13 protein-coding genes are annotated in these 14,964 nt (G+C 61.6%); 6 read left to right on the top strand and 7 right to left on the bottom strand.

The features are described 5' to 3' along the window. Nucleotides 1-128 precede the first annotated feature (128 nt). The 3 genes from AC1DWA_RS16335 (at nt 129) to AC1DWA_RS16325 (ending at nt 3,919) form a co-directional block, all read left to right on the top strand. Entirely contained in the window at nt 129-1,460 is a 1,332-nt protein-coding gene (locus AC1DWA_RS16335; RefSeq protein WP_020909324.1) for an MFS transporter, read from the top strand. Between the two features lie 141 nt (nt 1,461-1,601). Next, nucleotides 1,602-2,267, top strand: coding sequence for a TetR/AcrR family transcriptional regulator (locus AC1DWA_RS16330; protein WP_029537099.1), 666 nt, complete (start codon nt 1,602-1,604; stop codon nt 2,265-2,267). Then, a complete protein-coding gene (locus AC1DWA_RS16325) occupies nt 2,264-3,919 on the top strand; it encodes an FAD-binding dehydrogenase (RefSeq protein ID WP_019745556.1) in 1,656 nt (551 codons plus the stop codon). The genes AC1DWA_RS16330 and AC1DWA_RS16325 overlap by 4 nt, the downstream gene beginning before the upstream one ends. 8 nt (nt 3,920-3,927) lie before the next feature. On the opposite strand, the gene AC1DWA_RS16320 is transcribed toward AC1DWA_RS16325, so the two are convergent. Next, nucleotides 3,928-4,065, bottom strand: a complete 138-nt coding sequence (locus tag AC1DWA_RS16320; protein WP_153211511.1) for a hypothetical protein — start codon at nt 4,063-4,065, stop codon at nt 3,928-3,930. Nucleotides 4,066-4,112: 47 nt separating this feature from the next. Then, nucleotides 4,113-6,479: an arylsulfatase gene (locus AC1DWA_RS16315; RefSeq protein WP_477846463.1), complete on the bottom strand. Its 2,367-nt coding sequence runs from the start codon at nt 6,477-6,479 to the stop codon at nt 4,113-4,115. Nucleotides 6,480-6,596: 117 nt separating this feature from the next. On the opposite strand from AC1DWA_RS16315, the gene AC1DWA_RS16310 reads away from it, so the two are divergent. Both AC1DWA_RS16310 and AC1DWA_RS16305 read left to right on the top strand, forming a co-directional pair. After that, on the top strand, nt 6,597-7,808 hold the full coding sequence (locus AC1DWA_RS16310) for a DUF2254 family protein (RefSeq protein ID WP_041815323.1): 1,212 nt from the start codon (nt 6,597-6,599) through the stop codon (nt 7,806-7,808). Nucleotides 7,809-7,902: 94 nt separating this feature from the next. Beyond that, a complete protein-coding gene (locus AC1DWA_RS16305) occupies nt 7,903-9,735 on the top strand; it encodes an APC family permease (RefSeq protein ID WP_477846499.1) in 1,833 nt (610 codons plus the stop codon). A gap of 8 nt (nt 9,736-9,743) precedes the next feature. On the opposite strand, the gene AC1DWA_RS16300 is transcribed toward AC1DWA_RS16305, so the two are convergent. Together AC1DWA_RS16300 and AC1DWA_RS16295 are read right to left on the bottom strand one after the other, a co-directional pair. Beyond that, nucleotides 9,744-10,817, bottom strand: a complete 1,074-nt coding sequence (locus AC1DWA_RS16300) for a VIT1/CCC1 transporter family protein (RefSeq protein ID WP_042924901.1) — start codon at nt 10,815-10,817, stop codon at nt 9,744-9,746. 24 nt (nt 10,818-10,841) lie between these two features. After that, on the bottom strand, nt 10,842-11,687 hold the full coding sequence (locus AC1DWA_RS16295; RefSeq protein ID WP_003939910.1) for an alpha/beta hydrolase: 846 nt from the start codon (nt 11,685-11,687) through the stop codon (nt 10,842-10,844). Nucleotides 11,688-11,878: 191 nt separating this feature from the next. Here AC1DWA_RS16295 and AC1DWA_RS16290 point away from each other — a divergent pair, with 191 nt between their 5' ends. Continuing rightward, entirely contained in the window at nt 11,879-12,520 is a 642-nt protein-coding gene (locus AC1DWA_RS16290; protein ID WP_134998904.1) for a DUF4232 domain-containing protein, read from the top strand. 1 nt (nt 12,521) lies between these two features. Here the strand turns inward: AC1DWA_RS16290 and AC1DWA_RS16285 are convergent, their stop codons facing one another. The 3 genes from AC1DWA_RS16285 to AC1DWA_RS16275 are packed head-to-tail and all read right to left on the bottom strand — an operon-like array spanning nt 12,522 to nt 14,859. Continuing rightward, nucleotides 12,522-13,580, bottom strand: coding sequence for an ABC transporter permease (locus AC1DWA_RS16285; protein WP_477916826.1), 1,059 nt, complete (start codon nt 13,578-13,580; stop codon nt 12,522-12,524). Next, nucleotides 13,577-14,446 (bottom strand): ABC transporter ATP-binding protein, encoded by an 870-nt coding sequence (locus AC1DWA_RS16280; protein ID WP_477846461.1) that lies wholly within the window; start codon nt 14,444-14,446, stop codon nt 13,577-13,579. The genes AC1DWA_RS16285 and AC1DWA_RS16280 overlap by 4 nt, the downstream gene beginning before the upstream one ends. Next, the gene (locus AC1DWA_RS16275; RefSeq protein ID WP_007729675.1) at nt 14,443-14,859 is read right to left on the bottom strand and encodes a GntR family transcriptional regulator; all 417 of its coding nucleotides are present in this window, start codon (nt 14,857-14,859) and stop codon (nt 14,443-14,445) included. Before AC1DWA_RS16275 ends, AC1DWA_RS16280 begins: the two co-directional genes overlap by 4 nt. Nucleotides 14,860-14,964 lie beyond the last annotated feature (105 nt).

The raw sequence follows: 14,964 nt of genomic DNA, 5'->3' as shown, positions 1-14,964 counted from the left end.
AACTCTTCTGTCATTACAACCACAGTCCACCTCGAAGAACAGGGTTGAAATCACCCTGATCGCTAGGGGTGCCCACTTTCGGCGCCGGCGATACCTTCGTGAATTTGCACCGCGACCCGGGGGCTCCGATGACCACGTTTGCCGAAGTCGAGCACAATTCACCGTTCTCGAACGAGACCGACGACGAGCGGCGATCCAGATTGAGAACCGTCGTCGCCGCGAGCCTGCTCGGCACGACGGTCGAGTGGTACGACTTCTTCCTCTACGCAACGGCAGCGAGTCTGGTCTTCAACCAACTGTTCTTCCCGAACCAGAGTTCGTTCGTCGGGACCATGCTCTCTTTTGCGACCTTCGCAGTCGGCTTTCTCGTTCGCCCCATCGGTGGAGTGGTGTTCGGTCACATCGGCGATCGCATCGGGCGCAAGAAGACGCTTGCTCTCACGATGTTCATCATGGGTATCGCGACGGCGCTGATGGGCGTTCTTCCGACCGCCGCTCAGATCGGAGTCGTTGCACCGATTCTGCTTCTGCTGCTTCGTATCCTGCAGGGATTCGCTCTCGGTGGCGAGTGGGCCGGAGCTGTTCTCTTGGCAGTCGAACACAGTCCGGAGAAGAAGCGTGGACTGTTCGGCAGCATCCCGCAGATCGGATTGGCTCTCGGGTTGGCATTGGGCACAGGAATGTTCGCGCTGCTTCAAACAGTCTTCGACGACGACCAGTTTCTCCGTTTCGGCTGGCGCATCGCCTTCGTCCTGAGCCTGGTGCTTGTGATCGTGGGGTTGGTGGTCCGCTTGAAGGTGGACGAGACGCCCGCCTTTCAGGCCGTTCGCGACCTCGAACAGCGCTCGTCCGCCCCGCTCAGGGAAGTCTTTCAAGGAAAAGCCGCGCGAAACACCGTACTGGGCATGTTGTCTCGCTGGGGCGAGGGCGCCGCGTTCAACACCTGGGGCGTCTTTGCAATCACGTATGCAACCAAGACTCTGCATTTCGAAAAGGTTCCCGTACTTCTTGTGGTCACCGTGGCCGCAGTAGTGATGGCGATCTTGCTGCCGTTTTCCGGTTTACTCACTGATCGGTTCGGCCCGCAACGGGTCTACATCGTGGGCATCGCCGCGTACGGCCTCGCGATCTTCCCCGCCTTCGCACTGTTCGGTACCGAGAATCTCCTGCTCTTCGGAGTCGCGATGGTCGTGGTCTTCGGAGTGATTCATGCCTTGTTCTACGGCGCCCAGGGAACGCTGTATGCGAGCCTCTACCCCACAGAAATCCGGTACACCGGGTTGTCGGTCGTCTACCAGTTCTCTGGTATCTACGCCTCCGGCGTCACACCTCTGATTCTGACGGCACTGATCGGCGCCAGTGGCGGTTCACCGTGGCTGGCATGTGGATATCTCGTGGCCACCTCGGCGATCAGCGTCGTCGCCACTGCGGCGATCAGGAAGCGTGATCTGCACTTGTAGCTGTCGTCATACAAATATCTTCCTATCTTGCATATTTGCTAGATATAGATAGAAATACCTGCCAAGAAGATCTAATCGAGATACGTCTTCGCATCGGATACATCGGTGTATCGTTTGGGTTCCACCCCGACGGAGGCGCCGATGACGACTGGAACGGACAACTCGCCGGCCAAGCGTGTCACCAAACGCCGTGGTCAAACCAGGCAGCGCCTGCTCGACGCGGCTGCGGACGCCTTCTCTGAATCGGGGTTCGGGCACGCCACGGTCGAGCAGATCTGCGAACGCGGCGGTTACTCCCGAGGCGCGTTCTACTCCAACTTCGATTCACTCGACGAACTGTTCTTCGCGATGTGGGAGCAACGATCTGCAGCAATGCTCGCTGATCTGCGGTTGGCGACGGAGTCGATCACCGCCGGTAACACCGTCGACATCCATGCCGCTGTCGCCCGGATCGTGGCGGTGGTTCCGGTCGACCCGCAGTGGTACCGGATCAACGCGGAATTCACAGCCCACGCGCTCCGCAACCCGGCACTTCGCAAAGCCCTTGCCGACCGTGAAGACGCGATCCTTCGCACCCTGTTGCCTATTGTGGAGTCCGCACTCAGCGACGTCGGGCGAACAATCGTCGGCGACCCGACTGCGTTGGGACGGGCATTGGTCGCAGTGCACGACGGCACCAGCGTGCAGTGTCTCGTCGACACCGACACCAACGCCGCCTTCGCACTGCGCCGCGATATCTTCACTCGAATCCTGCTGTCCTACAGCGAAATAATCCAGAACAACCAATCGGAAGAGGAGCTGTCGTGAGCGAACAAGCTGACGTCATCGTTGTCGGGGCAGGGCTGGCGGGACTGGTCGCCACCTACGAACTGACACGCGCCGGCCGCAAAGTCCTTGTCGTGGAACAGGAGAACGCAGCCAACCTCGGCGCGCAGGCATTCTGGTCGCTCGGCGGACTCTTCCTCGTGAACAGCCCCGAGCAACGCCGACTCGGCATCAAGGACTCTCTCGAGTTGGCAATGCAGGACTGGATGGGCACTGCCGGATTCGACCGTGAGCGCGAAGATCACTGGCCTCGCCAGTGGGCCAAGGCGTACGTCGAGTTCGCGGCCGGCGACAAGCGTCAGTACCTGCACGACCTGGGGCTTCGCCTGATGCCGAATGTCGGTTGGGCCGAACGCGGCCGCGGAATGGCTCTTGGACACGGCAATTCGGTACCGCGATTCCACCTCACCTGGGGAACCGGCCCCGGCGTGGTCGATGTCTTCCTGACCAAGGTGATCGCCGCCCAGAAGCGCGGACTGGTCACGTTCAAGCACCGCCACCAAGTCGATCAACTCGTCGTCACCGATGGTGCGGTCACTGGTGTACGCGGAACCGTCCTCGAACCTTCCAGTGATCTACGCGGCGTGAAGAGCTCGCGCACCCCCATCGGCGAATTCGAGTTCGCTGCGCAGGCCGTCGTGGTCACCTCCGGTGGAATCGGCGGCAACTACGAACTGGTGAAGAAGAACTGGCCCGAGCGACTCGGCAAGGCACCGAAGCACATGCTGACGGGAGTACCTGCACACGTCGACGGACGGATGCTCGAAATCACCGAATCCGCAGGCGGAAACATCGTCAACCGCGACCGCATGTGGCACTACACCGAAGGCATCCAGAACTGGAATCCCATCTGGCCCAACCACGGAATCCGAATCATCCCCGGACCGTCCTCGATGTGGTTCGACGCCACCGGCAAGCGTCTGCCGGTCCCCAACTTCCCCGGCTTCGACACGATGGGAACCTTCAAGTACATCCTCGACAGCGGCCACGAGTACACGTGGTTCATCCTCGATCAGAAGATCATCGAGAAGGAGTTCGCACTCTCGGGATCGGAACAGAACCCGGACTTCACCAACCGCGACTTCAAGCTCCTCCTCGAACGAATCAAGAAGGGCGCGCCGGGACCGGTCGAGGCGTTCAAGCAGAAGGGCGCAGACTTCGTGGTGCGCAACAACCTTCGTGATCTGGTCGACGGCATGAACGCCCTCACCGACGAACCGCTCCTCGACTACGAGGACATCGAGCGCGAGATGATCGCCCGCGACCGCGAAGTCGACAACAAGTACAGCAAGGACTTCCAGGTCACCGCCATCCACGGTGCCCGTAATCTGTTGGCAGACAAGATCGTGCGCGTCGTTGCACCGCACAAGATCCTGGACCCCAAGAACGGCCCACTGATCGCGGTCCGGTTGCACCTGCTCACCCGCAAGACCCTCGGCGGCTTGGAAACCAACCTGGATTCACAGGTCATCAAGGCCGACGGCAGTGTCTTCGACGGCCTGTACGCAGCCGGTGAGGTCGCGGGCTTCGGCGGCGGCGGAGTCCACGGTTACAGCGCGCTCGAAGGGACCTTCCTCGGTGGCTGCATCTTCTCCGGCCGCGCAGCCGGACGAGCACTGGCGCGCGACCTGTAGCCCCGAAATCAGGCGAGCGAATGCGTGACCAGTATGTGGTGGGCGCGCATTCGCCGTGCCTCATGCACGGATTGATGGTGGTGATGGTGCGTCGGCCCGCGCGCGTGGCGGACCAGATCGTGAACAGTACGGATGACGGTCGGCATTGCGACCCTCCCTCAGGAGATTGTGACTGCTGCTCTTGTCAGTGGAATCACTGTCTGGACAACGCCACTCGCGCCACCTCCTCCGGGTCGATCAGGTGGGTATGGTCATCGTCGCCGACGTCGATCTGCACTACCTCGATACGGCCGTTGAATGTGGTTGCGCCACTGTAGTCGACACTGACAGGCATGCCGTAATCGTCACCGATGTCGGTGGTCTCGTCCGCCGAGAAGACCATCGGTTGGGTCTGCTCGACGCGACCCGAACCCACTTCGTGACCGTCGTGATAGATCGTGACACCGCCGCCCCTCGCGAGACCACCGCCGTCGTAGGCGAACTCAACTCTGATCTGATGTGATCCTGCCGGAATGTCAACGTCGGACCCGACGACGAACTCGGTCATGCCGAGCAGGTTGTAGACGAATTTGGCGCGACCTTCCCGCGCGTAAAGTGCCCAGCCGCCGAACCTGCCGCCCTGCGCGATCATCACACCGTTGGCAGTAATGCCATCCGCGATGTCGACTGCTGCTGTGACACTGAACGATCGATTCTTGATACTCAGCACGCTGTGCTCGCTCAGCCGTTTCATTCCGGGAAACAGAACCTGTCGGTTCCCGGACACCAACTGCGGACGCCCCGCGATGTGAGGGTTGAACCTCTCGAATCTTCGGTCGTCGATCGGAAGCACGTTGTACTTGACTGCTTCGATCAACCACAAGCGTTGCAGTGCAGCGAGTTTCTCCGGAAACTCGGCCGCCAAATCCTTGGACTGCGTCCAATCCTGCGACCCGTCGTAGAGCTCCCACACGTCGTCGTCGAGAGCGGGGAGTGCCTCCGCGAACAGCCACGGAGTGCTGTGTCTGGTGACCGCACTCCAACCCTTGTAATAGATACCGCGATTGCCGGCCATCTCGAAGTACTGCAGATCGTGACGTTCGGCGGCTTCGGCGTCGTCGAAGGTGTAGACCATGCTGGTCCCCTCGATCGGTGATTGCTGGACGCCGTTGACGAAGGTCGGTTCCGGCAGTTTCGCGACCTCGAGGATCGTCGGTGCGACGTCGATGACGTGGGTGAATTGCGACCGCGTCTCACCCTTGGTCCGAATCCCAGCCGGCCAGTGCACGATCGTTCCGTTGCGAGTGCCACCCCAATGCGAGGCAACCTGTTTCGTCCACTGGTACGGCGTACACATTGCCCATGCCCACCCCACGGAGTAGTGGTTGTACGCGTCCTTGGTACCGAACTTGTCTTTCACTTCCGCCATGAACTCGGGTGTTTCGATGGCGGCGAGTCCGTTGAAGTTGGCCATCTCGTTGAAGGCCCCGTTGATCGTCCCCTCTGCAGACGCTCCGTTGTCGCCGATGATGTAGTACACGAGGGTGTTGTCGAGAGCTCCGAGTTCCTCGATCGCATCGACAAGCCGGCCGACATGGAAATCGGTGTGTTCGAGAAACCCTGCATAAACTTCCATTTGGCGTTCGAGGACAGGCTTCATCTCCTCACTCATGTCCTCCCACGCCGGAATGGCCTCGGGGCGCGGGGTGAGGACCGCATCCGCGGGGACGACTCCCCGCTGCTTCTGCTGCTCGAGAATCGATTCGCGTTGCGCATCCCAACCTCCTGCGAACCGGCCCTCGTACTTGTCTGCCCACTCCTTCGGAACATGGTGCGGTGCATGTGTGGCGCCGGGTGCAAAGTAGACGAAGAACGGCTTGTCCGGAGCCAATGACTTCTGCATCCGAACCCAGTCGATGGCGTGATCGGCCAGGTCCTCGGTGAGGTGATAACCCTCCTCCGGTGTCTTGTCCGCCTCCACGGGCGCGACACCCTCGTACAGCGCCGGGTAGTACTGGTTGTTCTCCCCGCCGATGAAACCGTAGAAGTGCTCGAATCCGCCTTCTCCCGTCGGCCACGATGTGAACGGCCCCACCGGGGATGTCTGCCACGGCGGCACCTCGTGGCACTTGCCGAACTGCGCCGTCGAGTATCCGTTCAGTTTCAACGTCATCGGCAGTGCGGCTTTGGTATTCGGGCGCAGACCGGAAAGTCCAGGAGCCGAGGTCGCGGTTTCGGTGACCGAGCCCATACCGACCGAATGGTGGTTGCGCCCACTCAGCAGTGCGGCGCGGGTCGGTGCGCACAGCGCAGTCGTGTGAAACCGCGTGTACGTGAGCCCATTACTTTGCAATCGCTCAGCAGTCGGCGTGTCCGCTGGTCCGCCGAAGGCACTGCTCGCGCCATATCCCACGTCGTCCAACAGGACCACCAGAACATTGGGTGCCCCGGCCGGCGGCAGTAGCGGAGTGATCGGCGGAAACTCCGTGTCCGGATCCTTCGCGTCGTACGTCACCAGACCAAGATGTTGTCGATCCGGAATCGGTAGTACAGCGCGGCTCTGGCCTGTCGGATCCGTCATGACGTCTCGCCTTCTGTCTCTCACATGGGCCTTTCAAGCGTTTCAGGATCACGACGGCGTCGACATCATCCGTTTCGGGTGAAGGCGCACCATTGCCGCAGCGTGGAGGCTTGAAGGGTGGATCAGCCCGGACGTTTCGCTCCCACCCCGATCGGGCATGCCTTCCTCGTCCCCCGGCGCCGTGTGCGTGCCGGCCTGACCCAGATCCTGTGCGTCGTCGTAGGACTGGCTGCCGGACTGGCGATGCCATATTTACGCAGCGGCCCAATGATTCCCGCCCGTCAGGTCAGCGAGATGCTCGTTGCACTCGGGCTGGGGTTACTGGGTGTAGTCGCAGTGATCTTCTCGCTACTGTTCCTTGTCGTCCAGTGGGCCGCGACCACCTTCACTCCTCGCTTGTTGTTGTTCCGCGACGACCCCATCGTGTGGCGAACGTTTGCCTTCGCCATAGGCCAGTCGGTTTTCGACATCACTGCAGCGCTCGCCATCAGCAACGAAACGGATGTGTCCGTGGTCGTGCCAAGTCTCGCAGTGCTGGCACTCTTGGCCACGCTGACGCTGATCAGGCTGCTCCAGCTGCGCGCATTCTCGGCCATCCAGTTGGCTCCTGTACTGACCTCGATCTCGAGTCGTGGCCGAGCAGTCTTCGCCGCCGTGTACCCCGCCACCGATCTGGAGTTGCCTCCTCTACCAACACTTCCGGTGATCACGACTATCGAGTGGCATCGACCGCCAGCCGTTCTGCAGCAGATCCTCGTCGAAGATCTGCTGCAGAGCGCTCGATCCTGCCGATCCATGGTGGTCCTCCGAGTTTCGCCGGGTAGCACGCTGCGAGACGGATTGCCGCTCGCCGACGTCTACGGCGGACCCATGCCCGCCAACACGATTCTTGACGCCTTGGTCAGTGGGAGTGAGCGAACCTTCACCCAGGACCCCCTACTCGCGATTCGGTTGTTGGCTGACATCGCGCTCAGAGCGCTCTCACCCGCTATCAACGATCCTGCGACGGCCGTGCAGGCTCTGGACGAGATCGAGGACCTCCTCTCTCTGGTGGCCTCCGTGCGCGCAGATTCGATCCGGGTCGTCGACGAGCGTGGTGATCTGCGTGTGGTGATTCCGCTACCCGACTTCACGACCTTCGTCAGAACCGGACTGGACGACGTCATAGCCTCGGCATCGAACTCACCACTCGTTTTGGGCCGACTTCGCGACCTACTTTCGCACGTCGCCGCCCAATCGGAGTCTCGGAACCGCGATATTCTCGCCATGCGCGCCCGCTGGATTGATCAGCTGTCACAAGGCTTCCCGCGACTCGAACCGCCGTTGTGAACCCGTACAGATTTGTTGGTGATCGCGTCAAGGCATCGTCAAGATCAGTCTCAGAGCTACGGGAAATGACGATACTGACTCGGTGAGACATGCAGTGATACTCGGACACCGTGGAGTCATATCGTCGACCACCCGCGCCGGCGGCGAACCTGAGAAGCAAAAACTCTCCGTCGCAACCGGACTGGCGGGTCTGTCGCTCGACGCGATGGCCTCGGTGTCGTACGGTCCAGAGGCCATCGTGTTGGTGTTGGCCCTCGCCGGCGGCGCGGGGATCGGCTTCACCGTGCCGGTGACGATCGCCATCGCCGTGCTGCTTGTGGTCCTCGTGGCGTCGTATCGCCAGGTGATCGCCGCATTTCCCGAAGGCGGTGGCGCATACGCCGTCGCGAAGAAGCATCTGAGCCCGCGCGCAAGCCTGACCGCTGCCGCATCGTTGATCGTCGACTACACCCTCAACGTCGCAGTGTCGATCGCAGCCGGTGTCGCGGCTCTGACCTCCGCCTTCCCTGCGCTTCTTCCCTACACGGTCTGGATCGCACTGGCGATACTCGGCGGCATCACGGCACTGAATCTGCGGGGCATCGCAGATTCCGCGCGGGTATTCATGTTGCCCACCGTGGTTTTTGTCGTCAGCATCTTCACGGTGATCGGTGCCGGACTACTTCGGGAAAACCCTGCCGCCGCCACGGCTCCCTTCCTCGCCGACAACGCACACACGATCGGCATTCTCCTTCTGCTCAAAGCCTTTTCGAGTGGTTGCGCCGCATTGACCGGAGTCGAAGCCATCGCCAGCGCGGTACCCAGCTTCAAGAAGCCTCGCGTGCGTAGCGCTCAGCGTGCCGAAGTAGCTCTGGGAATCCTGTTGGGCACCATGCTGATCGGCCTTGCCGTGTTGATCGAGAAGTTCTCACTCGCACCGGTCCCTGGAACAACGGTCCTGTCGCAACTCACTTCCGCTGCCCTCGGAAATGGTGTGGGCTACTACGTCGTCCAATTCTCCACCGTGATTCTGTTGGCGTTGGCCGCGAACACCTCGTACGGCGGACTTCCCAACCTGATGCGGATCCTCGCCGACGACAACGTGCTCCCGCACCGCTTCAGCCGGAAGTCGACGCGCGACGTCTTCACGTACGGCGTCTTGTCGCTCGGAGGCATCGGTGCACTCCTGCTCATCGGATCCGGCGGAAACATGAACACCTTGGTGCCGCTGTTCGCCATCGGTGTGTTCATCGGATTCACGCTCGCGCAGTTCGGCATGGTGCGCCACTGGCTCGCCGAACAGACGCCGGGCTGGAAGTGGCGCCTAGCGCTCAACGGTTTCGGGGCTGCGTTGACTTCGATCGCAGCAGTGGTGACTACCGCCATGAAGTTCACCGAGGGCGCCTGGTTGATCGCTCTCGCGCTCCCTGCGCTCGTCCTCGGCATGGAACGCATCCGCGGTGCGTACACACATATCGGTACTCGGTTAACCGTTCAGGGTGAGAACGATTCTCTGTCTATCGGATACAAACCAGCGGTCCTAGTACCCGTGTCCGAAATTACGTCGCTCTCCACCCGCGCGATGGCCGCGGCAACGGCAATGTCTTCGCAGCCCATCGCAATTCGAGTCTGCCTGGCCCACGAATCGACGACGGACTTCACCCGCCGATGGCAAGCCCGACACCCGAATTCGCGTTTGATCGTCATCGAGGACACCGAGAACTCCGTGGGGAACACCCTCGCTCGATACATCCGCACACACTTCCCCCACCGGGAAACCTTTGTTGTCGTCGCCACCATCGACCCGGCGACCAGATGGCACCGATTCCTCCCGAGCCAACGGACCGATGAGATCGCTCATGCACTGCGCAAACACACCGAGGCCGTGGTGTGCCAAATTCCGGTCCGGATCGATCCGGCTCACCGCGATCCAGCCCTACGCGCGTGACCCGTCACTCAGAGCGAGGTCCCGAACAACATGCCGAGCAGATACGTCGCGCCGGCAGCGCCATAGCCGATCGCAAGTTGGCGTAGGGCCCTCTTGAACGGCGGCCCGCCCGACAGCAACCCGACCACAACGCCCGTCGTCAGCAACGCGATCCCCACGAGTACGGACGCGACGATCAGAGCCGTCATGCCTTCCAGGCCGAACAGATACGGCAACACCGGAATGATGGCGCCCGAGGCGAAGAAGCAGAAACTTGCCGCCGCTGCGCCCAATCCGGTTCCGACGGCTTCATGGTCGTCGACAACGTCCGCGGCGCCGAAGGTGCTGTTCGCGAGGACCTCGGCGGCGCGCTGGTCCGCTTCCTCGGCGGACATGCCACGGGCCCGGTAGACCAGCGCCAATTCGTTGGCGTCGACGTCGAGCAGTCCGACGGCTTCGCTGGCCGCGGGACCAGGATTGGACGCTTCCAACAACTCTCGCTGCGAGCGGACGGAAACGTACTCGCCGGCTCCCATCGACAGGGCGCCGGCCAGAAGCCCGGCCATGCCGGTGATCAGAACGATCTGGTTGGAGACGCCGCTACCGCTGATGCCGAGCACGAGAGCGAGATTGCTGACGAGGCCGTCGTTGGCTCCGAAGACGGCGGCACGAAACGTCCCCGAAAGTCTGTTCCGACCCCGAGTGGCCAAGGCCCGCACCACTTCTTCGTGGATCTTCTCGTCCGCGCCCATCGATGCGGTCGCGTCGGCGTCGTTCGGATACGGGGATCGCGTCTCCGCGCGCTGGGCAAGAGCGAGCACGAACACGGAGCCGAAGCGCCTGGCCAGAAAGCCCAGTATCCGAGTGCGGATATCGCCGCGCAGTGGTTTACCGACGTGATCGCCGAGAAGCGCTCGCCAGTGCGCCTCGTGTCGGCCCTCCGCGTCGGCCAGGGCTAGAAGGATTTCGCGCTCCTCGCCGCTGCGCCTACCCGCGAGGTCGCGGTAGACGGCGGCCTCGGCTTGTTCGTCGGCGAGGTATCGTCTCCAGCGCTTGACATCTCGCGGGTCTGGATCGGGTCGTGCGGCCGGAACTGTGGACATCGTGTTCCCCTTCCGGTGAGGCGGTCACGCTTCGAGTACGCGGTCCATCCACGTCGTCAGATCATTGATGACGTCGTCGCGGTTGGTCTCGTTGAAGATCTCGTGCCTGGCGCCCGGATAGGTGTAATAGGTGACGTCTTCGATCCCCGCCGAGTTGTACCGTTCGACTGCGACGTCGGTACGGCTCAGCGCGGCGTTGAGAGGATCCGAGGTGCCGACGAAGACCAGGATCGGAAGGTCTTGTCGCACACCCTCGACGTCGACGAACCTCGGTCCCGCTGCGATAAGTCCGCCCATGCCTGCGTCGTCCAGGCTGAAACCGCACAGCGGATCGTTGATGTACAAATCCACCTGCGCTTCGTCACGGCTGAGCCAGTCGTGCGGAGTACGGGCCGGTTCGAATTCCGCATTGAACTGGGCGAGGACGTCCGGGCCGTCGTTGACGAGGCTCTCGATCAGTTGATCGACCGCGGTAGTCCCCGACAGTGCGACGGCGTCGATCAGGTGCGAATGATCGAGGATGTACTGCTGCGAAGCGAACGAACCGAGACTGTGGCTGAGCAGTACGACGGGCAGGCCGGGGTGTTTGTCGCGGATGATGCCCGTGAGGGTCACCATGTCTGCCACCAAGCGGTTCCAGCCGTCGTCGCCGATGTTGCCTGGGCCGGCGTGCATGCTCTCACCGTGGCCGCGGTGGTCCGCCGCATAGACGTGGAAACCGCGAGCATTCAGGGCTTCGGCGACGTGTGCGTAGCGTTTTGCGTGCTCACCCATACCGTGCGCGAGTTGAACAACCCCTCGAGGTTCCTGCTCGGTGGGCCATTCGTGGACATGAATGACCACTCCGTCGTCGCTGGTGAAGGTGAACATGCGCTACTCCCGGTGGTCGCGATCCGGACAGGTCATTTCTCATGCTAGATCCGCAGCGGCAATCCATCCGGGAAGTAGGTCCTGATCACCGGCGAGCCTGATTCGTTTCTGCACATCCGGGCTCGGATTCGGATATACCGGACACGGATGTTCCGGAGCCAGTTGTCGACCAGCTTGAGGAGTACAGAGCGATGAATCCCAACCGCATGCGCAACGTCGGCTTGTTGGCGGCTCCACTTGCTGCTCTCGCCCTTCTCAGCGGTTGCGGCTCGGACGAAACGGGAACGGCCGAGAGTTCACCGGCACCCGCCTCAACCACGAGCGCCTCTGCGCCGACGACCCAGACCGGTACTGCCGCACCTTCGACGACCCATACCGACCACACCCAAACCACAACCTCGACGGCCCCCAATCCCGAAGGCTGTGCGATCGGGGAACTGAACGTCACCCTCGGCGAGTCGAGTGGCGCCGCCGGTTCGGTGGAGCTTCCGGTGGTCTTCACCAACACGGGCGGCCGCACGTGCACGCTCGACGGTTTCCCCGGCGTCTCCTATGTCACGGGAGCGTCCGGAAGCGAAGTGGGTGCTGCAGCCGGCCGCTCCGGATCCGGTTCACTCGTATCCCTTGCCCCTGGCTCTGCCGCAACGTCTTTGGTGCGAGCTACGAACGTCGAGAACTACCCGGCAGATCAGTGCGGCGTGACTGACGTTGCGGGACTGAGGGTTTACCCGCCCAACAGCTACGACTCGGTCTTCCTTGCCTACCCCACCAAGGGTTGCTCGATGACCGGCGCGAACATCAACCAGCTGACGGTCGCGCCGGTCGCCCGCTGAGTCACGGCTTGAGGCGTCGTAGGCCCCAGAGCGCCGGCAGGAGGAACAAGCCCGAAAGGATCAGGACGAGTGCAGCTTCCGTGAATTGGAATCGTCTGACCTGGTCGACCGAGTGGTACCACGTTTCGTAGTGGTCCACTCCCTGCGCGAGCACACACGCACGATATTCGGCGTCGAGTTGGGCCAAGAAGGCTTTCTGGCGAACATAGAAATCCACGTCGCTCTCGTCGGATCGCTGATCATGTTCACTACCGGCTGCATCGGTAGTGCACGCCTGATAGTCGATCTCGACCGGCTTGCCGTTGGCATCGGTGTATCCGCTCCGCACGATCCACGCCATCGAGGAATCCATAACGTACGTCGCGTAGAAAGTGTCATGGTCGATACCTTGTGTCAGCACAGTCGGTTCGGCGTAATGCGGGCGGGCCAGATTCTGAAATCCCACCATCAAGGCTGCGACGGCGACCAAGGTGACGGCCACCGCAGCGATGGGTGATCTCGCCAGCAGCGATACCGCAGTACCGGCGACCAGAGCCATGAAAGTGTATGCACCCAAGACTAATCCGCTGGAATTGAACAGGGGGAAGATCATCGAACTCATTCCGTACGACTGAACGGGTCCGACGTTGACCACATAGCTCCAACTCTCGAACCCGACCCGAGCGGCCTYGAGAATGAAACCGAGGATCGCGGCTGCGACAGTCAGCGGAAGAAAGACAACAAGAACTCRCAWCCAGAACCACCGCGCTCGACTGACCGACTGCGTCAGACCGAGAACATGCGTTTGCTGGTCGATGTCACGGGAGAAGACGGTCGCACCCACCAACGCCCCGAGTAGTACCGGCAGGGCAGCGGCGATCGTGTTCACACCGGTAACGGCGGTATCCGCCCAACAGTCCCATCCGACCCCGACACACCCGAAGTACGTTCCTCGGCCCTCTGCCCCCAAGCTACTTCGAGTTCCGATCCCGCCGACTATCGCTGCTATAGCCAAAGCTGCGATGAATCCCAATGACACAATGAGCGATGTCCGGTGGTGCCGCCACGTAACCCAGATCATGCCGCCACCATCGTTTCTGCGCTCAGGTGCCCGAGCACCACGTCGTCGAGAGTTGCGTCGTCGATCACCCAGCCGGCCCGAGGGCTCGGACGGACTCCCTCCACCACATGAGAATTCGACCGCATCCCCTTGTCGGTATGAATGACCGCACCGGCGCCGACCACGTCCGAGGGATCGCCGTCCCCGATCAATACGTAATGGGCAGCGATCAATTCATCCAACGGACCAGACAATCTCGCGTTTCCGCCGCCCAGCAGAAGAAGTCGATCCGAGATGTCTGCCAATTCGGAAACGATGTGTGAAGACAACAGAACCGTGGTGCCGTACTCGGCAACGTCCTCGAGCAGAGTGGTCGCCACAGACCGCCGTGCAACCGGATCGAGATCTGCCAGAGGCTCGTCGAGTAGAAGCAGCTGCGGTCTGCGTCCGAGCGCCAAAGCCAGTGCAACCCTGGTTCGTTGACCTGGTGACAGAGTCTTCGCCTTTGCATCGAGAGCAATCCCAGCGCGCTCCACCAGATCCAGAGCGTACTTCGCATCCCACTTGTCGTTGGTATACGCACCGAATCGAAGAAGTTCTGCAACAGTGAATTTGGGATACAGCGGCTTGTGCTGAGCGAGGTACGACAGGCCTGGGCAGATGCCGTCCTGATCCGGCGTGCTGCCCAGGACGGAGATCGAACCGTGGTCAGGCATCGTCAACCCGACAGCCAAGGACATCAGTGTGGACTTGCCCGCTCCGTTCACCCCGACCAGGGCAGTGATGCTTCCCGTTGCGACCTCGAAAGTGCAGGCGTCGAGCACCTTCTTCTTGCCGAAGCGCTTGTCCACGTCCTGCATCGTCAGTGCCGATTCTTGCTCAGTCATGATGTCTCCCCCTGCTTTCCGGACGGATCCGATTCGATGAACGTCTTCTCGAGCTCCAAACTCACCAATGCTTCGATGTCCGTGCGCTCGAGTCCGGCGGCCACGGCATCTGCAACCCAACGCGCCAACTCACGACGTAGCGCAGAGCTTTCCGCCATACCGGGCTTGGCCAGGGACTTCACGACGAACGTGCCCAATCCGGGCCTCGGGGCGACAAGTCCGTCGCGCTCGAGTTCCTTGTAGGCCTTCAGGACTGTGTTCGGGTTGATCGCGAGCGCTCCCACGACGTCCTTGGCTGTGGGCAGCCGATCCCCGACTTGGAGATCACCGAGCCTGAGCGCCTGCTTCACCTGAAGGACCAATTGCACGTAAGTGGGAATGCCGGATCGGCGGTCGATACGGAAGTCGATCATCCGAACCCTTTCACTAGTTCATTAGTGGAATAGATATTTACCCTGCCTTGACCTCCCGGGTCAAGCCAGACGACCCCTGTAAAGTGCAGATGCCCCGGTTCACCG

Source organism: Rhodococcus sp. P4_F3_2, assembly GCF_056401335.1.
Note: the sequence above shows the minus strand (reverse complement) of the source record. Positions and strands in the feature narration are given on the sequence as shown.